This window comes from Microbispora sp. NPDC046973 (assembly GCF_040644495.1).
Classification (GTDB): Bacteria; Actinomycetota; Actinomycetes; order Streptosporangiales; family Streptosporangiaceae; genus Microbispora.
This window is the reverse complement of sequence record NZ_JBEYWQ010000015.1, coordinates 192,692-212,793: the sequence shown is the minus strand read 5'-3', so window position 1 is coordinate 212,793 and position 20,102 is coordinate 192,692. Positions and strand designations below refer to the sequence as shown.

Here is a 20,102-nt window from a genome sequence, read left to right as displayed (position 1 = left end):
CGGAAAGGCCCCATCACCCGAAGCCCCCGCCGACCCGGTCGGCGGGGGCTTCGGCCGTGGTCAGGAGGCTTCCGTGGGCCAGGTCAGCCGGCCCGCGCGCAGGTCGTCCGCGACCGACCGCAGCCAGCGCTCCTCCGCGTCGGCGACCGCGAGCATGTACTCGCTCTCGATGACGGCGACCCTGGGCAGGTCGCCCGTCTGCGCCGCCAGGGCGGCCTCCAGGCCCGCCCTCGTCTCCGCCAGCCGCTCGGCACGGCGTTCCAGCAGCCGCAGCGCGTCCTCCGGCGGGATCATCATCAGGTGTGACAGAGCCGCGGGGAACTGCGGGAACTCCTGTTTGGGCACGGCCAGCATCTCGTCCAGCCACTCGCGGGCGACGCGCCGTCCCGCGTCGGTGAGCTCGTAGACGGTCCGCTCCGGATAGGCCGGGTCGCGGGTCGTCTCGCGGACCGCGATCAGCCCCTCGGCGTGCAGCCGCTCGATCGTGCGGTAGAGCCCGGCCCGCTGGCTCACGTTGACGACCTGGTCCTTGCCCCACTGCTTGATCAGCCGCTGCACGGCGTACGGGTGCATCGGCTCGTGGTGCAGCAGCGCCAGCACGGTCAGCGCGAGCGGGGAGCTGCGGAGGGAAGCTCTCATGCCCCACATCCTAGCCTCAAACGAACTAGTTGACGAGCAACTAGTTTCAATGCAACTATACCACTGCGAGCGATCAACGACTCGCGGCAGACGAGGAGTGGTGAGCATGAGCAAGGTGACCAGCGCACTGGTGATCGGCGGCGGCATCGCCGGCCCCGTGACGGCGCTCGCCCTGGCCAGGGCCGGCATCCGGGCGACCGTGCACGAGGCCCACGACAGCGCCGCGGACGGCGTGGGGGCGATGCTCAGCCTGGCCCCGAACGGGCTCGACGCGCTGCGGATCGTGGGAGCGGACGAAGCGGTGCGGAGTGTGGGACAGCCGGTCCCCGGTGTGGTGATGGCCGACGGCGCCGGCAACCGGCTCGCCGAGTTCGGCGGGTTCCCCGGCCTGCCGCCCACCCTGGCGATGCCGCGCGCCGCCCTCTTCCGGGCACTCGCCGATCACGCGGTGGCCGCGGGGGTGCGGATCGAGTACGGCAGGCGGCTCGTCTCCGCCGAGGAGACCGCCGAGGGGGTGACCGCCACGTTCTCGGACGGCACCACCGCCACCGCCGACGTGCTGATCGGCGCCGACGGCATCCGGTCCACCGTCCGCACGTTGATCGACGCCGGCGCGCCGGGGCCCGAGTACGGCGGAGTCCTCAGCTTCGGCGGCTACGCCGACGACGGCGGCGTACGGGCCGAGCCCGGCGTCATGCACTTCGCCTTCGGCCGCACCTTCATCGGCTACTGGCGACTGCCCGACGGCCGGATCTGCTGGTTCGCGAGCCTGCCCCGCACCGAGCCTCTCGCCTACGCCGAGGTCGTCCGCGTTCCCGCCGCGGACTGGCTGGCCCGCCTGCGCGACCTCTACGCCGGTCACGTCCCCGGCGAGAAGCTGCTGGCGGGCACCGACCCCGGCGATCTCATGATCACCGGCCCGATGGAGCGCATGCCGTCGGTGCCCCACTGGCACCGCGGCCGCATGGTCCTCGTCGGCGACGCCGCCCACGCCCCGTCGTCCAGCTCCGGGCAGGGCGCCTCACTGGCCGTGGAGAGCGCCGTCGAACTGGCCCGCTGCCTGCGCGACCTGCCTCTGCCCGAGGCGTTCGCGGCGTTCGAGCGTCTCCGGCGCCCGCGGGTGGAGATGATCGGCGGCGACGCCGCGGCCAAGAACAAGGCCAAGGCCGGCCAGGCCGGCGACAGGCCCGCGATGCCCACCCCCGAGCAGATGTTCGCCCCCGTCCACCTCCACCACATCGACTGGGACGCGCACGTCACCGCCTGAGGCCGCACCGGCAAGACCGGGTAAACGGGCGGCACAGATGACGTCGTGTGCCGCTCCCCGCCGCGCTCCGCCGTGCTCTGCTGTCGCAGCAACGAGTGTCTGAGGAGGAGCGACCATGCCCCGCACAACCCGTTTCGCCCTGGCCGCCGGGCTCGCCCTGGGACTCGCCCCCGCGGCCGCCCCGGCCGTGCCGGGGCTGTCCGCCGGGATGGCGGCGGCCTCGGCCGCGCAGGCCGGCCCCAGTGAATCGGCCGGCGGGTCGGCGACCGCCGTCATCAAGAACACCGCCGGGCGCGCCCTCGGCACCGTGCGGGTCGAGCGGTACGACGCGAAGAAGTCGAGGGTCAGCGTCAGCGTGCGGGGGCTCACTCCCGGGTTCCACGGCTTCCATGTCCACGCCGCCGGCCTGTGCGACGCACGCTCCGTCGACCGGGCGACGGGCAGCGCGTTCTCCAGCGCCGGAAGCCACCTCGGTCCCGGGGAGCACGGCGACGGAGCAGGGGACATGCCGCCGCTGCTGGCGGCCGCCGACGGCACCGCCTCCGCATCGTTCGTGACCGACAGGTTCACCCTGGAGCAGTTGGGCGACGCCAACGGCAGCGCCTTCGTGGTGCACGCCGGGCCGGACAACCTGGCGCACATCCCGGACAGGTACTTCCACCGTCCCGACGCCACCGGTGCCACGGGCCCGGACGCGACCACGCGCAAGACCGGCGACGCCGGCGCCCGGATCGGCTGCGGGGTCGTCAAGGTCCACGCCTGATCCGGATCCGTCGCTTCGCGGGCGGCGTCAGGAGATCGTGGCGGGCGGCGTCAGGAGATGTGGCGGCGCAGCCAGTCGACCAGCGGGACCAGCGCCCGCCAGGTCGAGCGGACCCGGTCGAGGGTCTCGGGGGTGTGCAGCCACGGCTCCGGCTCGAACCGCCGCCCGGCGTGCAGCGTCTTGTGGCGGAGGAGTTCGAGCCGGGGGTGGTCCTCCGGCGTGCCGCGGGGACGGGTCTTGAGCCGGTCGCCGCCGACCGTAAGGTCGTCGGGCAGGGCCGCGAGGATCTCCTCCAGCAAGGGCCCGGCGGTGTCGTCGTCCAGGGCCTCGCGGAAGCGTGACACCTGCTCGCCCGGCATCCACCAGCCCGCCGCCACGTAGAGGCCGTCGGCGTCCACCTGCACGTAGTAACCGACGCCCTCCACGCCCGCTCCGCAGTAGGCCCCCTGATGCGTCTTGTACGGCGACTTGTCCTTGGCGAATCGGACGTCGCGGTGCGGGCGGAACAGGTGGGCCGGTCCGAACTCCGGCTCCAGCTCGTCCATGAGCGCGAGCATCGGCCCGCGGACCCCGGTCTCGTACAACTCCTTGTGGGCCGTCCAGTACGCCTTCGAATTGTCGGCGACGAGGCCCTCGTAGAAGATGAGCGCCTCGTCAGGGAACCCGCTGAAACCCATGCCACCCACCTTCGCACGCCCCACCGACAGTCCCGGGACCGGGACCGCGCGGACGCGCTCAGCGCCGCCGTCTCGCCGTGCCGAAGATCGACCTGGTGATCTCCCTGCCGAGCGCGGTCGCGGCGGTGCGGGCCAGCGACCTGAACTCCTTCGAGGCGAGCATCTCCTCGAGCACCGACTGCTTGGCGGTCTTCGCCGGTCGCTCCGCCGGTCTCTCGACCGGCGCCTCCCGCTCGGGCTCCTGCTGCCGGGCCAGCCGCGCGGCGAGGATCTCGTAGGCCGACTGCCGGTCCACGGCCGTGCCGTACTTCGGCAGGAGCGGGGACGCGGCGACGGCCCCCTGCACGACCGCCGGGGCGGACGGCGCCATGAGCGACCGCGGCGCGCGCAGCCGTGTCCAGGCCACCGGCGTCGGGGCCCCCGTCTCGGACAGGACCGTGACGACCGCCTCCCCGATGCCGAGCTCGGTGAGCAGCCGTTCGAGGTCGTAGGAGGAGGCGGGGAACGTCGAGACGGTGGCCTTGAGCGCCTTGGCGTCCTGCGGGGTGAAGGCGCGCAGGGCGTGCTGCACGCGTGCGCCGAGCTGGGCGAGGACGTCGGCAGGCACGTCCTTGGGCGTCTGGGTGACGAAGAAGACCCCGACCCCCTTCGACCGGATCAGCCGCACGGTCTGGGTGATCGACCTGAGGAACGCCTTGGACGCGTCCTCGAACAGCAGGTGCGCCTCGTCGAAGAAGAACACCAGCGACGGCTTGTCGGGGTCGCCCACCTCGGGCAGCGTCTCGAACAGGTCCGCGAGCAGCCACATCAGGAACGTCGAGAACAGCTGCGGCCGGTCCTGCACGGCCGGCAGCTCCAGGATGGAGATCACGCCGCGCCCGTCCGGCGTGGTCCGCAGCAGGTCGCGCACGTCGAACTCGGGCTCGCCGAAGAACGCCTCCGCCCCCTGGGCCTGGAAGTTCACCAGGGCGCGCAGGATGACCCCCGCGGTCGACGCGGACAGCCCGCCGATGCCGCTCAGCGCCTCCGGCGTCTCGGTCAGATAGCGGATGACCGCGATCAGGTCCTTGAGGTCCAGCAGCGGCAGCCCGTGGGTGTCGGCGAAGTAGAAGATCAGCCCGAGCGACGACTCCTGGGTCTCGTTGAGTTCGAGCACCCGCGACAGCAGCGTCGGCCCGAACGCGCTCATGGTGGCGCGCAGCGCGATGCCCTCCCCGACGCCGCCGAGGGAGAAGAACTCGGTCGCGCAGGCCTCCGGCGCCCAGTCCTGGCCCACGTCGGCGGCCCGGCGGGCGATCCGGTCGCCCGGCGTCCCAGGCGAGGCCAGACCGGACAGGTCGCCCTTGACGTCGGCGAGGAACACCGGCACGCCCTGACCGGCGAGCTGCTCGGCCATGAGCTGCAACGTCTTGGTCTTCCCCGTGCCGGTCGCCCCCGCCACCAGGCCGTGCCGGTTCATCATGCGCACCGGGATGCGGACGCGCTCGGAGGGGTCGGCCGTCCCGTCCTCGCGCACGAGCGCGCCCAGCTCCAGCGCCGGCCCCTCGAAGTCGTAGCCCTTCATCGGTTCGTGTACTTCTTGCCGGGTGTGGTGCCGCCGAGCAGCTCGGAAACGGTCACGTACGTGAAGCCCTTGCGGTCGAGTTCGTCGAGCAGGCGGGGCAGCGCCTGCACGGTGGTGGCGTGGATGTCGTGCATGAGCACGATGTCACCCGGTTTGGCGGCGGCGCTGCGCTGGGTGATCACCGTGGGGTTGCGGTTGAGCCAGTCGAGGGTGTCGACGGCCCACAGGATCTGCGCGAGCCCGGTCTGCTTCGTCTCGTTGTCCACCGCCTGGTTCGTCGCGCCGTACGGCGGGCGCATGAGCCGCATCGTCACGCCGGTCGCCTTCCGCACGGCCTCCTGCGTACGGTCGAGCTCGCGGCGCAGGGCGTCGGGCGACAGCCCCGGCAGCGAGGCGTGGTCCCAGGAGTGGTTGCCGATCTCGTGGCCCTCGGCCGCCATCCGCCGCACGAAGTCCCGCGTCTCATTTGTGATCATCTGCCCGAGCAGGAAGAACGTGGCCCGGGCGTGGTGGGCCGCGAGCAGGTCGAGGACGTGCCCGGTGTATTCGGCCGGGCCGTCGTCGAACGTCAGCGCCACGCATTTGTGCTGCCTGCAGTCGACGTGCCGCGGCGGAGGGACCGCCGGCAGGCGCGGCCCGGGCGCTCCCCTCTGCGTCCCCGCGAGCCGGAAGCGCAGCAGGTCGGCGTCGAAATGCCGCGGCGTGCCGAAGCGCGGGTGCGGCGCCACGGGACGTTCCCCCGCGACCGGCACGGTCCTCGCCTGGCCACACCCGCCGAGCAGCAGCAACGACAGCAGAACGGATCCGATCCGCATACGACCCCCCGGAGCAGGCGGGGGGCCACGAACGCTACGGATAGCCTCCGGCCGCTCCCCCCCGCAGAACCTTTTCCAGCTCCTCCCACCAGGGCGGCACCTCCGCCTTGAGCTCGGCGTACCTGCGAGCCACCCGGATTGCGCATCCTGCCGGGTCCGTACCCAGGTGCCGGCACTTCACGGCACCCTCGCACCAACGGTAAAAGCCCTCACGGAAGGTCACGACCAGGCCTATCCAGACGGAGAGGGTAGCCTCGTCACCGATCTCGTAGGCGTCGGCCACCCCGAGCGCGGCGAGTTCCGCGCGAAGTTTTTCCACCGCGACTCGCGACTCACTCACCGGCCACCGCCCCCTGCACAGCAGACACGCACAAAAAGGGATGTACCCAACCTTGGAGCGGCGCTTGCGGATTCATTCTGTAATCATCGGCTACTAAGAGTCACCACGCAGCCCTTACTCGTCAGTCATGTGCGGGTTCTCGGAGGTCCGGCGGCTCGGGTGGCTCGGTGACCACCATCACGAACCGCAGCGGCTCGTCGTGCTCGTTGGCGTACCGGTGCGGCCGGTCGGCGCTGAACACGACCGCGTCGCCGGACCCCACGACATGGCTCCTGCCGTACACGGTCAGCGTGAGCCGTCCCTCCAGCACGGTGAGCATCTCGCGGGTGCCGGCGGGGTGCGCGTCGCCGTCGTGGTGCTCGCCCGGACCGAGCCGCCAGTCCCACAGCTCCAGGATCGCGGGCGCGTCCGTCCCCACGAGCAGGCGGGCCGACCCTCCCCCGGGATGCCGGAACGTCACCACCTCGGACTCGTGCACGATCCGGACGACCGGGGTGTCGGCGACCTCCACGAGCCGCGCGAGGGTCACGCCCAGCGCGTCGGCGATCCGCGTGAGCGTGTTGACGCTCGGGTTGGTGCGGCCCTGCTCGATCTGAATGAGCATGCCGCGGCTCACGTTCGACCTGGCCGCGAGCTCGTCGAGGGTCATCCCCCGGTGGGCCCGCTGGCCCCGTACGTTCGCGGCGATGGCCGCGGTGATCGTCGCAGGATCCGGCATGAGTACAGCGTAGTGATCTCCTACTACAATCCATTGCACTATCGATGCAATCTCTTGGGGGATCTGTGACGGCGGTGGCGCTCGCTACGGCATGCGCGGTGATCTTCGGCACCGCCGACTTCTTCGGCGGCCTCGCCACCAGACGGTCGAAGGTGCTGGCCGTCGTCGTGCTGTCCCAGCTCGGCGGCCTGCTGCTGGTCGCCGCCCTGCTCCCGATGCTGCCGGGCCACGCGAGCACGGCCGCGCTGGCCTGGGGGATGGCCTCCGGGATCGCCGGCGCCTTCGGCATCGTGCTGTTCTACCGCGGCCTGGCCACCGGCATGATGTCCGTGATCGCCCCGACCACGGCCACGACCGCGATGGCCGTCCCCGTGGTGTTCGGCCTCCTCACCGGCGACCGGCCGTCCGCCCCGGCGCTCGTGGGCGTCGTGCTCGGCCTGTTCGCCGTCCTGCTGGTCAGCCGCGAGCCGAACGGCGGGGCGAGCGGCCCGAAGGCGGGGCCCATCCTCGCCGCCCTGGTGTCCGGCGCGGGTTTCGGCGGGTTCTTCGTGCTGCTCAAGCTGGCCCCGGCCGACTCCGGCACGTGGCCGCTGCTGGGGGCGAGGATCGCGTCGATCACGCTGGTCGCGCTGCTGGCCCTCGCGACCCGCAGGGGCCTGCGCCCGGTGCCCGGCAGCCTCACGGTGACGATCACGGCCGGGGTGCTCGACATGGCCGCCAACGTGCTCTATCTCTTCGCGGCACAGCGGGGGATGCTCACCCTGGTGGCCGTCCTGGTGTCGCTCTATCCGGCGAGCACGCTGCTGCTCGCGCGTTACGTCCTGGGCGAGCGGCTGAGCCCCGTCCAGATCACCGGCGTCGGCTTCGCGCTCGGCGCGATCGCCCTCATCGCCGCCGCCTGAACCACACCCGCGAGCGCCCCCGAGCGCGTCCCCGCCGAGGGCCCGCGGGACCACGTTCCGGCAGAGGGCCCGCGGGGCGTCCCGGCGCTCCTCACGGGCCCGTCAGGCACCGCTCAGGCCGCGCACACCTGCTCGGGGACGCGTACGACGCCCTCCTCGCGGGCGTAGTCCTCCAGCATCCCGCGGAGCTGGCGGCGGCCCCGGTGGAGCCTGGACATGACGGTGCCGATCGGGGTGCCCATCCGGTCGGCGATCTCCTTGTACGCGAAGCCCTCGACGTCGGCCAGATAGACGGCCACCCGGAAGTCCTCCGGCAGGGCCCGCAGGGCGTTCATCACGACGCTGTCCGGGATCTGGTCGAGCGCCTCGGTCTCGGCCGAGCGCAGCCCGGTCGACATGTGCGACTCGGCCGCGGCCAGTTGCCAGTCCTCGATCTCCTCGGCGGCCGACAGCTTGGGCGAGCGCTGCTTCTTCCGGTAGTCGTTGATGAAGTTGTTGGTGAGGATGCGGTGCAGCCACGCCTTGAGGTTCGTGCCCTCGCGGAACTGGTGGTAAGACGTGAACGCCTTCGCTACGGTCTCCTGGACCAGGTCCTCGGCGTCGGCGGGGTTGCGCGTCAGACGCATGGCGGACGCGTAGAGCTGGCTCGTCACCGGCACGACCTCACGCTCGAACCATGCCTGCCGCTGCTCGTCGGTCGAGATCATCTCTTCCCCCTACGGAACTTCTCCCCCGTTACCCGTCCGGCCGGAACACATGCGAGGTCACTCGTTCATCGTTGTGCCAAGGACATCGTGCCGTTTGGGGCCTAAGCACGGTGTTAATGTCGTCCGGCCTGGTCAGCGCCATCGCCGTAGAGACCAGGCCCACGCGGTCAGGTCACGCGCAAGCCGAACAAGTCTCGTTAGCGTAACACTGGAGCCTCAATCCGGAGTAAAATGTGGCAGATTTCACTGACCGGCGACGAGCGCAGGCCGTCGGAGCGGTGAACCGCTCTTTGGTGTTCATGCCGCGGGGCATGCCAGAGTGACGGCATGAACCACCTGGATCGGCACGATCCGGTCACGAGGGCATGGGTGGCCGACGCCATCCAGGCCGTCGAGGCCGACGCCAACCGAAGCTGCGACACTCACCTGCATGTGTTCCCGCTCCCCTCGCACTGGGGTGTCGACCTCTATCTGAAAGACGAGTCGGTGCACCCGACCGGTTCACTCAAGCACCGTCTCGCCCGGTCCCTCTTCCTTTACGGCCTGGCGAACGGCTGGATCGGGCCCACCACCACCATCATCGAGGCGTCCAGCGGGTCCACCGCCGTGAGCGAGGCGTACTTCGCCCGGCTGCTCGGCCTGCCGTTCATCGCGGTGATCCCGGCGAGCACCTCGCCGGAGAAGCGGGAGATCATCGAGTTCTACGGCGGCAAGTGCCATCTGGTGGACGACCCGAGAGCGATCTACGACGAGTCCCACCGGCTCGCCGCCGAGACCGGCGGGCACTACATGGACCAGTTCACCTACGCCGAGCGGGCGACAGACTGGCGGGGCAACAACAACATCGCCGAGAGCATCTTCCAGCAGATGGCGCTCGAACGGCACCCCGAGCCCGCGTGGATCGTCGTCGGCGCGGGCACCGGCGGCACCTCGGCGACGATCGGCCGCTACATCCGCTACCGCCGTCACCAGACCCGGCTGTGCGTGGCCGACCCCGAGGGCTCGGCGTTCTACCCGTCCTGGGCCTCGGGCGAGGAGCACGGCGGCGCCGGGTCGCGGATCGAGGGCATCGGCCGGCCGCGGGTCGAGCCGTCGTTCCTGCCGACGGTCATCGACCGGATGACCCAGGTGCCGGACGCCCTGTCGATCGCGGCCATGCACTGGGTCAGGGAGGTCACCCGCAGGGAGGTCGGCGGTTCGACCGGCACCAACATCGCGGCGGCGGTGCAGATCATCCGCGAGATGCGGGAGCGGGGAGAACGCGGCAGCGTGGTCACGCTGATCTGCGACGGCGCCGAGCGCTACCGCGACACCTACGGCGACCCACGCTGGCTGTCGAAGCAGGGCATCGACATCGCCCCCCACCTCGAAGAGCTGCGCGCCCTTCTCCGCGGCTGACGCCGGCGGGCCGGGAGATCCCGGCCCGCCGCCGCCTGCGTTTCAGTCGCCGAGCAGGGCGTCGACGAAGACCTCGGGGTCGAACGGCGCGAGGTCGTCCGGCCCCTCGCCGAGGCCGACCAGCTTCACCGGCACGCCCAGCTCGCGCTGGACCGAGATCACGATGCCGCCCTTGGCCGTGCCGTCCAGCTTGGTCAGCGCGATGCCGGTGACGTTGACGACCTCGGCGAAGACCTGCGCCTGGCGCATGCCGTTCTGCCCGGTGGTCGCGTCGAGGACGAGGAGCACCTCGTCCACCGCCGCCTTCTTCTCGATGACCCGCTTGACCTTGCCCAGCTCGTCCATGAGGCCGGTCTTGGTGTGCAGCCGTCCCGCGGTGTCGATGATGACGGTGTCCGCCTTGTCCTCGATGCCCTTGGCCACGGCGTCGAACGCCACGGACGCCGGGTCGCCGCCCTCCGGGCCGCGTACGACGCCCGCCCCGACGCGGTCACCCCACGTCTGGAGCTGGTCGGTGGCCGCCGCGCGGAAGGTGTCGGCAGCGCCGAGCACGACCTTCCCGCCGTCGCCGACCAGGACCCGGGCGAGCTTGCCCGAGGTCGTGGTCTTGCCGGTGCCGTTGACGCCGACGACGAGGACGACGGCCGGCCGCTCCCCGTGCGGCTGAGTGTGCAGGGTCCGGTCGAGGTCGGGCGCGACCTGCGCGAGCAGTTCCTCGCGCAGCAGCTTGCGCACCTCCTCGGGGGTGCGGGTGCCGAGCACCTTCACCTTCGTCCGCAGTTCCTCCACCATCGCACGGGTGGGGGCCACGCCGACGTCGGCCGTGATCAGAGTCTCCTCGATCTCGTCCCAGACCTCGTCGTCGAGCCGGTCACGCGACAGCAGTTCGAGCAGGCCCCGGCCGAGGACGTTCTGCGAACGGGCGAGCCTGCCGCGCAGCCGCACCATCCGGCCGGCCGAGGGCGGCGGGACCTCGATCTCGGGAGCCTTGATCAGCTCCTCGATCGGAGGGGCGGGCGGCGGCAGTGTGGTCGTCGTGCCGCCGTCCTCTTCGCCCAGCCCCGTCTTCGCGGGCTCCTCCACGACAGGGGGAGCCTTCGGCTCGGGCGGGGCCGGCGGCGCGGGCGGCAGATCCTTCGCCTTCGGCCGGAACAGCAGCCACAGGCCACCCACCGCCAATATGGCGACGATGGCCACGATCACGATGATGCCGAGGTAACCGTCCACACCATGCAGTTTCCCAGATCACCCGGATTACTCCGGCCAGGGCAACTCAATCGAGCGATCCGGAGGGGCGCGCCGCCGATCTGGACTGAGGAGCGCGCGGGAGCGAAGCGACCAAGCGCGACGAGGGAAGACGGCGGGTGTGAGCGCCCCGATGGTGAGCGGGAAACGCGCTCTCCTCAGACCTTCTCGCGGAGGCGCTGGCTGACGACCTGGGTGACGCCGTCGCCGCGCATCGACACGCCGTACAGCGCGTCGGCGATCTCCATCGTGCGCTTCTGGTGCGTGATCACGATGAGCTGTGAGGTCTGTCTCAGTTCCTCGAACAGGGTGAGCAGCCGCTGGGTGTTGGTGTCGTCGAGCGCCGCCTCGACCTCGTCCATCACGTAGAACGGCGACGGGCGCGCCTTGAAGATCGAGATGAGGAACGCGACCGCCGTCAGCGACCGCTCGCCGCCGGACAGCAGCGACAGGCGCTTGACCTTCTTGCCGGGCGGCCTGGCCTCGACCTCGACGCCGGTCGTCAGCATGTCCTCCGGGTCGGTCAGCAGCAGGCGGCCCTCCCCGCCGGGGAAGACCCGCTGGAAGATCCCCTGGAACTCGCGCGCCACGTCCTCGTAGGCCGCCGCGAAGACCTGCTCGACCCGGTCGTCGACCTCCTTGACCACGAGCAGCAGGTCGCGCCGGGTCTTCTTGAGGTCTTCGAGCTGCGAGGTGAGGAAGGCGTGCCGCTCCTCGAGCGCGGCGAACTCCTCCAGCGCCAGCGGGTTGACCTTGCCGAGCTGGGTCATCTGCCGTTCGGCCGTCCTGGCCCGCTTCTCCTGCTCCTCCCGGACGTACGGCACCGGCGGATCGCCGGGCACCGGCACGCCCGGCCCGTATTCGGCGATCAGCGGTTCGAGCTCGATGCCGTACTCCTCCAGGGCACGCTGCTCCATCTGCTCCAGGCGCAGCCGCCGCTCGGTCCTGGCCATCTCGCTGCCGTGCACCCGGTTGACCAGGGCGTCCAGCTCGGAGCTGAGCTCCCGTACGCGCAGGCGCACCTGCTTGAGCTCGGCGTCGATCTGCCCGCGCGCCCGCTCGGCCTCGTCACGCTCCTCGGCGGCCCGCGCGAGCGAGCCCTCCAGTGCGCTCAGGGCGGCACGCGCGCCGTCGGCCACCGCCGCGGCGACCTCCGCCTGCCTGCGGCGGCGTTCCCGGTCGGCCGCGGCCCGGGCGCGGTCCTGCCGCTCGCGCTGTGCCGCGCGCAGCAACGCGTCGGCCCGGCCCGCGATGCCCCGCACCCGCTCCTCGGCCGTACGGACCGTCAGCCGGGCCTCCATCTCGGCCTGCCGGGTGACGCCGCAGGCGGCGGCCAGCTCGTCGCGGGTGTCGGTGGTCGGCTCCGCCTCCAGCTCGGCGGCGTACTCCGCCTCGGCGAGCTGCTCCTCCAGCTCCACGACCGCGGCCTGGGCCTGCTCGCGCGCCTCCTGGGCGTCCACCACGGACCGGCTCAGCCGGGCCGCCTCGTCCTGGGCGGCCTTGACGGCGGCCTCCAGCCGGGCGAGCTGCTTGGCCGCCGCCGCGGCCCGCTGGTCCGCCTCGCGCTGCCTGCCGCGCAGGCGGTCGAGCCCGGCCTGCGCGGCGTTCAGCCCGTTCTGCGCGGCGTTGACGCCACTCTGGGCGGCGCTCACGCCGCTCTGCGCCTCCGTGACCCGCGCCTGCGCCGCCTCCAGGGCGAGCTGACACTCCCGCTCGGCGGATACGGCCTCGGCCAGCGCCTCCGCGTGCCGTTCGGCGTCGGCGCCGGCGGTGGCGAGATCGGCGGCGGCCTCGTCCAGGGCCCTGCGCATCTGCAGCAGGGAGGAGCCGCCGCCCGAGCCGCCGTGCGCGGCGTGGACGCCGAGCAGGTCGCCGGACGTCGTGACGGCCCGCAGCTCCGGGTGGGCGTCCACGACCTTGCGCGCGGTGAGCAGGTCGGGCACCACGACCACGTCGGACAGCAGCGCCTCCACCGCGGGGCGCAGCTCGTCCGGCACGGTCACCAGGTCGGCGGCCCATTCGGCGCCCGCGACGGGCGCCTCCGGCCGCGCTGCGCCACTCCGGCCACCACTGCTCCGGTCACCATCGCTCTGGCGGTCGCCGGCGATCAGCAGGGCGGCGCGGCCGGCGTCGGCCTCGCGCAGGTGCTCGACGGCGGCCACGGCGGCGGTGAGCGAGGCGACGGCCACGCCGTCCACGGCCAGCACGGCCGCGACGGCCGCCTCCGCCCCCGGACGTACGGCGAGCAGCGTGGCGATCGGGCCGAGCAGGCCGGGCAGGCCGGCGCCGAGCAGCGCGGCGGCCCCGTCCGCTCCCCCGGCCAGGCTCATCTCCAGGGCCTCGCACCGGGCCTGGAGAGCGGCGACCGCGCGCTGTGACTCCTGGTCGGCCGCTCGGGCCGTGCTCACGGCGGCCTTGGCGGCGGCCAGCGCGTCCCTGGGCGCCGCCAGCTCGGCCCGCGCCCGCTCCACGACGGCCTCGGCCTGCTCGGCCACGGCCCTGGCCTCCTCCACCGCCGCGCGGGCGAGATCCACGCCTTCCTGCGCGGCCTCCAGCTCGGCCGCGAGCTCGGGGTCGGCGGGCGGCTCGTCGAGCGCCTGCGCGTCGAGCTCGTCCTGGGCCTGCTCCGCGCGCCGGGCGGCGTCCTCGACGGCCTTGGTGAGCCTGCCGATCTCGTCTCCGGCGGCCCTGGCCCGGCTCCTGGCCGACTCGACCTGGCCGCGGAGCCGGGCGAGCGCCTCGCGGCGATCGGCCGCGGTGCGGGCGGCGACGGTCAGGCGCCGCTCCTCGGCGGCCAGCGCCTCCTCGGCCTCGGCGCGGACCTCGACGGCGGCCTCGAGCCGCTCGCGCGCCTCGTCCAGCTCCTCCGCCAGGACCCGCTCCTGCTCCCGCACCTCGGCGGCCTCGCGCTCCAGGTCCTCCGGGTCGCGCCCGCGCCGCTCGATGGACGCGGCGTCCGCGGCGTGCCGCCGCCGTTCGGCCGCGAGGCTCTCCACGCCGCGCAGCCGCTCCCGCAGGGCGGAAAGGCGGTAGAAGGTCTCCTGGGCGGCCTTGAGGCGCGGCTGGGCCTCGTTCTCGGCCGCCTCCAGCTCGGCCTCCCGCCGCTGGCCCTCGGCCAGCTCCGCCTCCACCTGGGCGCGCCGCGCCTGTACGGCCGCCTCGTCGGCCTCCTCACGCTGCAGCGTGTCGCGGAGGGTGATCACGTCGTCGGCGAGCAGGCGCAGCCGCGCGTCACGCAGATCGGCCTGGATGACGGCCGCCTTGCGGGCGATCTCGGCCTGCCGGCCCAATGGTTTGAGCTGACGGCGCAGTTCGGCCACGAGGTCCTGGACACGGGTCAGGTTGGCCTGCATCGCGTCGAGCTTGCGGAGGGCCTTCTCCTTGCGCTTGCGGTGCTTGAGTACGCCCGCGGCCTCCTCGATGAACGCCCGGCGCTCCTCCGGCCCGGCGTGCAGCACCTGGTCGAGCTGGCCCTGGCCGACGATGACGTGCATCTCCCGGCCGATGCCGGAGTCGGACAGCAGCTCCTGGATGTCGAGCAGGCGGCAGGTGTCGCCGTTGATGGCGTACTCGCTCTGGCCGGACCGGAACATCAGCCGGCTGATCGTCACCTCGGTGTAGTCGATCGGGAGCGCGCCGTCGCTGTTGTCGATCGTCAGGGTGACCTCGGCCCGGCCGAGCGGCGGCCGGCTGGAGGTGCCCGCGAAGATGACGTCCTCCATCTTTCCGCCGCGCAGCGACTTGGCGCTGTGCTCGCCCATCACCCACGCGAGGGCGTCCACGACGTTGGACTTGCCGGAGCCGTTGGGGCCCACCACGGCGGTGATGCCCGGCTCGAAGCGGAGGGTGGTGGCCGAGGCGAAGGACTTGAAGCCGCGTAAGGTGAGCGTCTTCAGATACACGTCCGCCCCCCTCGGTGCCGCCTGGCGTTCGGGGGGAAAGACTACAGCTCCCAAGGGCCGGGCACGCGGGATAGGCACCGGCGGACCGCTTGGGGAATGAATACGGGTAACCGCAAGCCGGACGGTTCGCCCATCCCGCTCACGGCTCGTTATTTATGATCGGTTAGCCGCCGAATCAATTGCCGGGGAACGACGGCGGAAATGGCAAGGGACGCCTTTGCGGGGCGTCCCTACAATCCTTTCCCGTTCCTGCCGGACCTCAGGTGAGAGCCGGCTCGCGATCCTGCAGCCGGACCAGGGCCTCGTCACGAGTTTGCGCCGAGAGCGCGTCGTTCTGGGCCTGGAGCCGGGTGAGTTCTGCCTCGAGGTCGCGGATGCGCTGCTGGAGACGGCGCATTTCCGAGATCATCCGAGGGTCAGGACCGCCGACGTGGCCGAGTAGAGCCTTCGCCATAGTAAAGGGTCCTCCACGCTGAGTGACCAGACTGGTTCGCGCACTTCATGCCGCGGGAGGGGTGCGCGTGGTTCCTCTCAAGAGTCGCACCGGCAATGGAGACGGTCAAGTTGAACGCTCCGCACAGACGTGCCGGTGGGCACTCTCGCTAGATAAATATACCGGATTTGAGGGGTTTGAGGGAAGCCCTACCTCTCGACAAACCCGGCGATACCTCTCTTCGCATCGCTCCAGCGCTCGACCACCCCCTCAACATGGCCGGGCGTGTCTCCGGTGCGTAACAACGATAGGAGCCTCTCGCACGACTCCCTCGGGCCCTCGGCGACGACCTCGACCCTCCCGTCGGCCAGGTTCGAGGCCCACCCGACGAGCCCGAGCTCGAGTGCGCGGGCACGGGTCCACCAGCGGAACCCCACACCCTGCACCCGTCCCCGGACCCATGCCGTCAACCGAACCACGCCTACAAGTATCCAGATCGACTTCGGCCGCCGCAGGCGGGGGGTGCCAGTGCCGCGACCGGCGGGATCCACCGGGGGCGCGGATAGGCGGGATGGACGCTAGGGGCGGGCGTTCCTCGGACGGGGCTGGCACTTCGGGCAGCTGTAGGAGGACCGGTTCATGAACGCCTCCCGCCGGATGGGCGTCCCGCAGCGGCGGCAGGGCTCGTCCCGCCTGCCGTACACCGCGAGCGAGCGGTCGAAGTAGCCGCTCTCGCCGTTCACGTTGACGTAGAGGCTGTCGAAGGAGGTGCCGCCCTGCCCCAGCGCCTCGGTCATGACCGCGCGGACGGCCGCCAGCAGTTCGGCGATCTTCGGCCGGGTCAGCGTCTCCGTCGGACGTGCCCAGTGCAGGCGCGCGCGCCACAACGCCTCGTCCGCGTAGATGTTGCCCACCCCGCTGATCAGCGACTGGTCGAGCAGCGCCCGCTTGATCCCCGTACGGCGCAGCCGCAGCCGCACGGCGAACTCGTCGTCGTCGAAGGCCTCCTCCAGCGGATCCGCGGCGATGTGCGCGATCGGCTCGGGCACCGGCCGCCCCCGCCCCAGGGTCATGGGCGCCACCAGGAGGTGCCCGAAGGTGCGCTGGTCGACGAAGCGTAACTCGAGGCCGCCGTCGGTGAAGCCCATGCGCACGCGCAGGTGCTTCTCGATCGGCGACAGCGGGTCCACGACGAGAAGCTGACCGCTCATCCCGAGATGGGCGATCAGCGCCTCACCGGGCTCCTCCTCGCCGGCGTCCCGCAGGGGCAGCCACAGGTATTTGCCGCGCCGCTCGGCCGACGTCAGCGCGCGGCCCTTGAGCTGGGCGGGCAGATCGCCGACGTTGCGGCGGACCGCCCTGGGGTGCAGGACCTCGGCCGCGGCCACCGTCCGGCCGGCGACCCAGCTCTCCAGGCCCCTGCGGACGACCTCGACCTCGGGCAGTTCGGGCATGCGCCGTCGTCTCCCGTGCTCAGGCGCGTACGGGACCGGCGCCCTCGCGGGCGTCGCGCAGCGCGCGGATCGCGGTCCAGGCCGCCTCGGCGGCCTGCTGCTCGGCCTCCTTCTTGCTGCGCCCGGAGCCCTTGCCGTACTCCTTGCCGCCCACGCGCACGGTCGCGGAGAACGACTTGGCGTGGTCGGGCCCGCTCTCGTCCACGTGATACTCCGGCACGCCGAGCATCTCGGCGGCGGTGAGCTCCTGCAGGGACGTCTTCCAGTCGAGCCCGGCGCCGAGCGAGGCCGACCGCGTGATGAGCGGGTCGAACAGCAGGTGGACGACGCGGAACGCCTCGTCGAGTCCCTTGTCGACGTACACGGTGCCGATCAGGGCCTCCAGCGTGTCGGCCAGGATGGACGACTTGTCCCGGCCGCCCGTGCCCTCCTCGCCGCGGCCCAGCCGCAGGTATTTGCCGAGGTCGAGCGTCCTGGCGACGTCGGCCAGCGCCCGCATGTTGACCACGGCGGCGCGCAGCTTGGCGAGCTGGCCCTCCGGCAGGTCCGGGTGGTTGCGGAACAGCGTGTCCGTCACCACGAGACCCAGCACCGAGTCGCCCAGGAACTCCAGGCGCTCGTTCGTCGGCAACCCGCCGTTCTCGTACGCGTACGAGCGGTGCGTCAGCGCCCGCTCGAGGATGCCGGTGCTGAGCCGGACATCCAGGATCTGGGACAGCTCGTCTCTCGCGACCTCGACGGGCACGGGCTTTACAGACGGCGCGGCCATGAAATCCTCCCAACTCCTAGGTGCAGGCAGGGCCGTGCACGGGAGGCAGGTGGACCGGCCGAAGGCCCGAAGGCGTGGTGGACGCCGGTCCGCCGGGAGCCGATGGCCCCGGCGTCCACCACGGCCGCGGGCGTGCATGTCGGTGCGTACCGTCCGACCGCCACCGCACGTTCCTTTGGAGCACGGTAACCCTTTGAAGCACGGTAACGCCGACCGGCTCGCTTTGACGATCCGGCCGGCGTCCCGACGTCCCTTACCGTGCGATCAGGCCGACGGCTCGACGACCTGACGGCGGTTGTAGGTGCCGCAGGTCGGGCATGCCACGTGCGGGCGCTTGGGCGAGCGGCACTGCGGGCAGCTCACGAGTGCGACCGCCGCCGCCTTCCACTGGGACCTGCGGGCGCGGGTGTTGCTCCGCGACATCTTCCGCTTGGGGACGGCCACGTCAACCCTCCTGATCGTCTTCCTGTTCCACAACCAAACCCTGCAGCGCCGCCCAGCGGGCGTCGATCGCTTCGTGCCGGTGGTCAGGGCCGGCCTCCGCCAGCCTGATCCCGCACTCCGCACACAGACCGGGGCAGTCCTCACCGCACACCGGGCTGAGCGGCAGTGCGAGCACCACCGCGTCACGGAATACCGGCTCGAGATCGAGCAGTTCGCCGTCGAGGAGCAGATCGTCCTCTCCGGCGTCCTCCGCCGAGTAGAAGTAGAGCTCCTGGAAGTCGACCTCGATCTCCGAGGTCAACGGGTCCAGGCAGCGCGAGCACTCCCCCGTCAGGGGAGTCTGCGCGGTGCCCGTCACGAGCACGCCCTCCATCACCGCCTCGAGCCGGATGTCCAGCTCGACGTCGGCGTCCTTGGGAACGCCGATCATTCCGACCGCGAGGTCCGCCGGTGCCGGGAGGACCGGGCTGAGCGTGCGCATCGATCCCGGTCGGCGCCCCAGGTCATGGGTGGAGATCACCCAGGGGGCTCGGGGATCGAGGCTGTGCAGACTCATCCTGCTCTCGTTAGGCATGGCGAATCACCGCCGTCGTGCAAGGCTGAAAGGCAAGAATACCAGCCCCCGTTCAGCCTCTGAGCCGCTCCACGAGCAGCTGGTGGACGAGGTCGGGAACCAGGCCCGAAACGTCCCCGCCGTATCGGGCGATCTCCTTGAGCCTGCTGGACGACAGGAACGAGTACTCCGGGTTGGTGGACATGAACAGCGTCTCGACACCCGACATCCGGTAGTTGAGCTGGGCCATCTGCAACTCGTAGTCGAAGTCGCTGACCGCCCGCAGGCCCTTCACGATGGTCGGGATGCCCTGCTGCCTGCAGAAGTCGACCAGCAGGCCGTGGAACTTCTCGACCCGGACGTTGCCGTACTCCTTCGTCACCGCCTGGAGCATCTCGATGCGCTCGTCGACGGTGAACAGGCTGTGCTTCTCGATGTTGATCAGCACGGCCACGACGACCTCGTCATACAGCCGTGACGTCCGGCCGATGATGTCCAGATGACCGTTGGTCACGGGATCGAACGACCCCGGGCAGACGACACGACGCAAGGCGCACCCCCATAGATTCACGGGTTCCCGGCTGCGCGACCGTACCAAACGGCCGCTTCGCCGTATCGACGGACCCTGTCTTCCGTGAAGCCCGCGGGCCACACCAGGTCCTTACCCCTCGACTCCCGCTCCACGGCCACGAGCGCGCCCTCCGCCAGCCAGCCGTTGTCGCGCAGCGATGTCAGCACCCGGGAGACCGCCTCGTCGGAGACGGCGTAGGGCGGATCGGCGAAGACGAAGTCGTACGGCTCCTCGCACGGCCGGCCGACCACCCGCTCGACCTTGTCGGCCCGCAGGGCCGCCCCGGGCAGCCCGAGCGACGCGATGTTCTCCCTGATCGTGCGTGCGGCCCTGCCGTCCGACTCCACCAGCAGCGCGTGGGCGGCTCCCCGGCTCAGCGCCTCGAGCCCCACGGCGCCCGACCCGGCGTACAGGTCGAGGACCCGGATCCCGTCCAGCGGGCCGAGCGTGGAGCCGACGGTGGCGAACAGGCCCTCCCGGGTGCGGTCGCTCGTCGGCCTGGTCGATCTCCCCGGCGGGACGGCCAGCCTGCGTCCCCCCGCCGTCCCTGCGATCACCCGCGTCACGCCTTCATTGTCCCGCCCGTGACGGCCTTCCCGGCACGCGGGCGAAGGGACTGGAAGATCGCCGGTGCCGCGGCCGAAAGGCGGGAGGGGCACGAGGTCAAGAGTGGGCAAGCGGCGGCGACGAATGAGTAAGAGCCGTATCGCGGGGTCCGCCACATGCGCATCATGAGTTCTGCGGCCTTCACGGTGACCCAGGGGAAGGCCGGCCGGCGTGGTCGTGAGCCCTTCCGCACGTCGGCGCCCTCGGCACCTGACCCGAGGGCGGGCCCAGCCGGGGACGGCATTCGGGGGGAGGCCGTCCCAAGGCTGGGCCCTGGGTCGTTAACGGGCGTCGTGTTCACACGGCGCCCGTTTCACATTTCCCGCCCGCACACT

The 20,102-nt window shown here is 71.6% G+C and carries 21 protein-coding genes; 4 read left to right on the top strand and 17 right to left on the bottom strand.

Going from position 1 to position 20,102, the window contains the following annotated elements:
* Positions 1 to 60: 60 nt before the first annotated feature.
* Complete coding sequence (locus ABZ860_RS26370; RefSeq protein WP_357224886.1) at positions 61 to 639, bottom strand: PadR family transcriptional regulator; 579 nt, start codon at positions 637 to 639, stop codon at positions 61 to 63.
* Between the two features lie 106 nt (positions 640 to 745).
* On the opposite strand from ABZ860_RS26370, the gene ABZ860_RS26365 reads away from it, so the two are divergent.
* Positions 746 to 1,906, top strand: a complete 1,161-nt coding sequence (locus tag ABZ860_RS26365) for an FAD-dependent monooxygenase (protein ID WP_357224885.1) — start codon at positions 746 to 748, stop codon at positions 1,904 to 1,906.
* Positions 1,907 to 2,021: 115 nt separating this feature from the next.
* Positions 2,022 to 2,669 carry a superoxide dismutase family protein gene (locus tag ABZ860_RS26360; RefSeq protein ID WP_357224882.1) on the top strand — a complete coding sequence of 216 codons (648 nt, stop codon included), beginning with the start codon at positions 2,022 to 2,024 and terminating at the stop codon, positions 2,667 to 2,669.
* Positions 2,670 to 2,719: 50 nt separating this feature from the next.
* Here ABZ860_RS26360 and ABZ860_RS26355 read toward each other — a convergent pair whose 3' ends face one another.
* The 5 genes from ABZ860_RS26355 to ABZ860_RS26335 form a co-directional block, all read right to left on the bottom strand.
* A complete protein-coding gene (locus tag ABZ860_RS26355) occupies positions 2,720 to 3,346 on the bottom strand; it encodes a DUF2461 domain-containing protein (RefSeq protein ID WP_357224881.1) in 627 nt (208 codons plus the stop codon).
* Positions 3,347 to 3,404: 58 nt separating this feature from the next.
* Positions 3,405 to 4,910, bottom strand: a complete 1,506-nt coding sequence (locus ABZ860_RS26350) for a helicase HerA-like domain-containing protein (RefSeq protein ID WP_357224879.1) — start codon at positions 4,908 to 4,910, stop codon at positions 3,405 to 3,407.
* On the bottom strand, positions 4,907 to 5,725 hold the full coding sequence (locus tag ABZ860_RS26345) for a polysaccharide deacetylase family protein (RefSeq protein ID WP_357224878.1): 819 nt from the start codon (positions 5,723 to 5,725) through the stop codon (positions 4,907 to 4,909). The genes ABZ860_RS26350 and ABZ860_RS26345 overlap by 4 nt, the downstream gene beginning before the upstream one ends.
* 34 nt (positions 5,726 to 5,759) lie before the next feature.
* The gene (locus tag ABZ860_RS26340) at positions 5,760 to 6,065 is read right to left on the bottom strand and encodes a hypothetical protein (RefSeq protein ID WP_357224876.1); all 306 of its coding nucleotides are present in this window, start codon (positions 6,063 to 6,065) and stop codon (positions 5,760 to 5,762) included.
* A gap of 121 nt (positions 6,066 to 6,186) precedes the next feature.
* The gene (locus ABZ860_RS26335; RefSeq protein WP_357224874.1) at positions 6,187 to 6,783 is read right to left on the bottom strand and encodes an XRE family transcriptional regulator; all 597 of its coding nucleotides are present in this window, start codon (positions 6,781 to 6,783) and stop codon (positions 6,187 to 6,189) included.
* Positions 6,784 to 6,881: 98 nt separating this feature from the next.
* On the opposite strand from ABZ860_RS26335, the gene ABZ860_RS26330 reads away from it, so the two are divergent.
* Positions 6,882 to 7,685: a DMT family transporter gene (locus ABZ860_RS26330; protein WP_357224872.1), complete on the top strand. Its 804-nt coding sequence runs from the start codon at positions 6,882 to 6,884 to the stop codon at positions 7,683 to 7,685.
* Positions 7,686 to 7,798: 113 nt separating this feature from the next.
* Here the strand turns inward: ABZ860_RS26330 and ABZ860_RS26325 are convergent, their stop codons facing one another.
* On the bottom strand, positions 7,799 to 8,392 hold the full coding sequence (locus ABZ860_RS26325) for a sigma-70 family RNA polymerase sigma factor (RefSeq protein ID WP_079312684.1): 594 nt from the start codon (positions 8,390 to 8,392) through the stop codon (positions 7,799 to 7,801).
* Positions 8,393 to 8,719: 327 nt separating this feature from the next.
* Here ABZ860_RS26325 and ABZ860_RS26320 point away from each other — a divergent pair, with 327 nt between their 5' ends.
* A complete protein-coding gene (locus ABZ860_RS26320) occupies positions 8,720 to 9,790 on the top strand; it encodes a PLP-dependent cysteine synthase family protein (protein ID WP_357224869.1) in 1,071 nt (356 codons plus the stop codon).
* A 42-nt stretch (positions 9,791 to 9,832) separates the two neighbouring features.
* Here the strand turns inward: ABZ860_RS26320 and ftsY are convergent, their stop codons facing one another.
* The 10 genes from ftsY to rsmD all read right to left on the bottom strand — a co-directional run bounded on the left by ftsY (position 9,833) and on the right by rsmD (position 19,727).
* Entirely contained in the window at positions 9,833 to 11,017 is a 1,185-nt protein-coding gene (gene ftsY, locus ABZ860_RS26315; protein ID WP_357224867.1) for a signal recognition particle-docking protein FtsY, read from the bottom strand.
* 176 nt (positions 11,018 to 11,193) lie between these two features.
* Positions 11,194 to 14,937 carry an AAA family ATPase gene (locus ABZ860_RS26310; RefSeq protein WP_357224865.1) on the bottom strand — a complete coding sequence of 1,248 codons (3,744 nt, stop codon included), beginning with the start codon at positions 14,935 to 14,937 and terminating at the stop codon, positions 11,194 to 11,196.
* A 259-nt stretch (positions 14,938 to 15,196) separates the two neighbouring features.
* On the bottom strand, positions 15,197 to 15,391 hold the full coding sequence (locus ABZ860_RS26305) for a hypothetical protein (RefSeq protein WP_139580054.1): 195 nt from the start codon (positions 15,389 to 15,391) through the stop codon (positions 15,197 to 15,199).
* Positions 15,392 to 15,579: 188 nt separating this feature from the next.
* Positions 15,580 to 15,861, bottom strand: coding sequence for an acylphosphatase (locus ABZ860_RS26300; RefSeq protein ID WP_204047509.1), 282 nt, complete (start codon positions 15,859 to 15,861; stop codon positions 15,580 to 15,582).
* A gap of 87 nt (positions 15,862 to 15,948) precedes the next feature.
* Entirely contained in the window at positions 15,949 to 16,824 is an 876-nt protein-coding gene (gene mutM, locus ABZ860_RS26295) for a bifunctional DNA-formamidopyrimidine glycosylase/DNA-(apurinic or apyrimidinic site) lyase (protein WP_357224862.1), read from the bottom strand.
* Between the two features lie 19 nt (positions 16,825 to 16,843).
* Positions 16,844 to 17,593, bottom strand: a complete 750-nt coding sequence (gene rnc / locus ABZ860_RS26290) for a ribonuclease III (RefSeq protein WP_357224860.1) — start codon at positions 17,591 to 17,593, stop codon at positions 16,844 to 16,846.
* Between the two features lie 264 nt (positions 17,594 to 17,857).
* The gene (rpmF, locus tag ABZ860_RS26285) at positions 17,858 to 18,037 is read right to left on the bottom strand and encodes a 50S ribosomal protein L32 (RefSeq protein WP_030506036.1); all 180 of its coding nucleotides are present in this window, start codon (positions 18,035 to 18,037) and stop codon (positions 17,858 to 17,860) included.
* Between the two features lies 1 nt (position 18,038).
* Positions 18,039 to 18,593: a DUF177 domain-containing protein gene (locus tag ABZ860_RS26280; protein WP_357224857.1), complete on the bottom strand. Its 555-nt coding sequence runs from the start codon at positions 18,591 to 18,593 to the stop codon at positions 18,039 to 18,041.
* Positions 18,594 to 18,663: 70 nt separating this feature from the next.
* A complete protein-coding gene (gene coaD, locus ABZ860_RS26275; protein ID WP_079312696.1) occupies positions 18,664 to 19,140 on the bottom strand; it encodes a pantetheine-phosphate adenylyltransferase in 477 nt (158 codons plus the stop codon).
* A 17-nt stretch (positions 19,141 to 19,157) separates the two neighbouring features.
* On the bottom strand, positions 19,158 to 19,727 hold the full coding sequence (gene rsmD / locus ABZ860_RS26270) for a 16S rRNA (guanine(966)-N(2))-methyltransferase RsmD (RefSeq protein WP_357224855.1): 570 nt from the start codon (positions 19,725 to 19,727) through the stop codon (positions 19,158 to 19,160).
* Between the last annotated feature and the right edge of the window lie 375 nt (positions 19,728 to 20,102).

What these genes read in the sequence shown, in the direction of transcription:
- ABZ860_RS26355 (WP_357224881.1), bottom strand. Translation starts at nt 3,346, where the DNA reads ATGGGTTTCAGCGGGTTCCCTGACGAGGCGCTCATCTTCTACGAGGGC.
- ABZ860_RS26305 (WP_139580054.1), bottom strand. Translation starts at nt 15,391, where the DNA reads ATGGCGAAGGCTCTACTCGGCCACGTCGGCGGTCCTGACCCTCGGATG.
- ABZ860_RS26335 (WP_357224874.1), bottom strand. Translation starts at nt 6,783, where the DNA reads ATGCCGGATCCTGCGACGATCACCGCGGCCATCGCCGCGAACGTACGG.
- ABZ860_RS26345 (WP_357224878.1), bottom strand. Translation starts at nt 5,725, where the DNA reads ATGCGGATCGGATCCGTTCTGCTGTCGTTGCTGCTGCTCGGCGGGTGT.
- ABZ860_RS26325 (WP_079312684.1), bottom strand. Translation starts at nt 8,392, where the DNA reads ATGATCTCGACCGACGAGCAGCGGCAGGCATGGTTCGAGCGTGAGGTC.
- mutM (WP_357224862.1), bottom strand. Translation starts at nt 16,824, where the DNA reads ATGCCCGAACTGCCCGAGGTCGAGGTCGTCCGCAGGGGCCTGGAGAGC.
- rnc (WP_357224860.1), bottom strand. Translation starts at nt 17,593, where the DNA reads ATGGCCGCGCCGTCTGTAAAGCCCGTGCCCGTCGAGGTCGCGAGAGAC.
- ABZ860_RS26320 (WP_357224869.1), top strand. Translation starts at nt 8,720, where the DNA reads ATGAACCACCTGGATCGGCACGATCCGGTCACGAGGGCATGGGTGGCC.
- ABZ860_RS26350 (WP_357224879.1), bottom strand. Translation starts at nt 4,910, where the DNA reads ATGAAGGGCTACGACTTCGAGGGGCCGGCGCTGGAGCTGGGCGCGCTC.
- ABZ860_RS26280 (WP_357224857.1), bottom strand. Translation starts at nt 18,593, where the DNA reads ATGAGTCTGCACAGCCTCGATCCCCGAGCCCCCTGGGTGATCTCCACC.
- ABZ860_RS26360 (WP_357224882.1), top strand. Translation starts at nt 2,022, where the DNA reads ATGCCCCGCACAACCCGTTTCGCCCTGGCCGCCGGGCTCGCCCTGGGA.
- ABZ860_RS26365 (WP_357224885.1), top strand. Translation starts at nt 746, where the DNA reads ATGAGCAAGGTGACCAGCGCACTGGTGATCGGCGGCGGCATCGCCGGC.
- ABZ860_RS26370 (WP_357224886.1), bottom strand. Translation starts at nt 639, where the DNA reads ATGAGAGCTTCCCTCCGCAGCTCCCCGCTCGCGCTGACCGTGCTGGCG.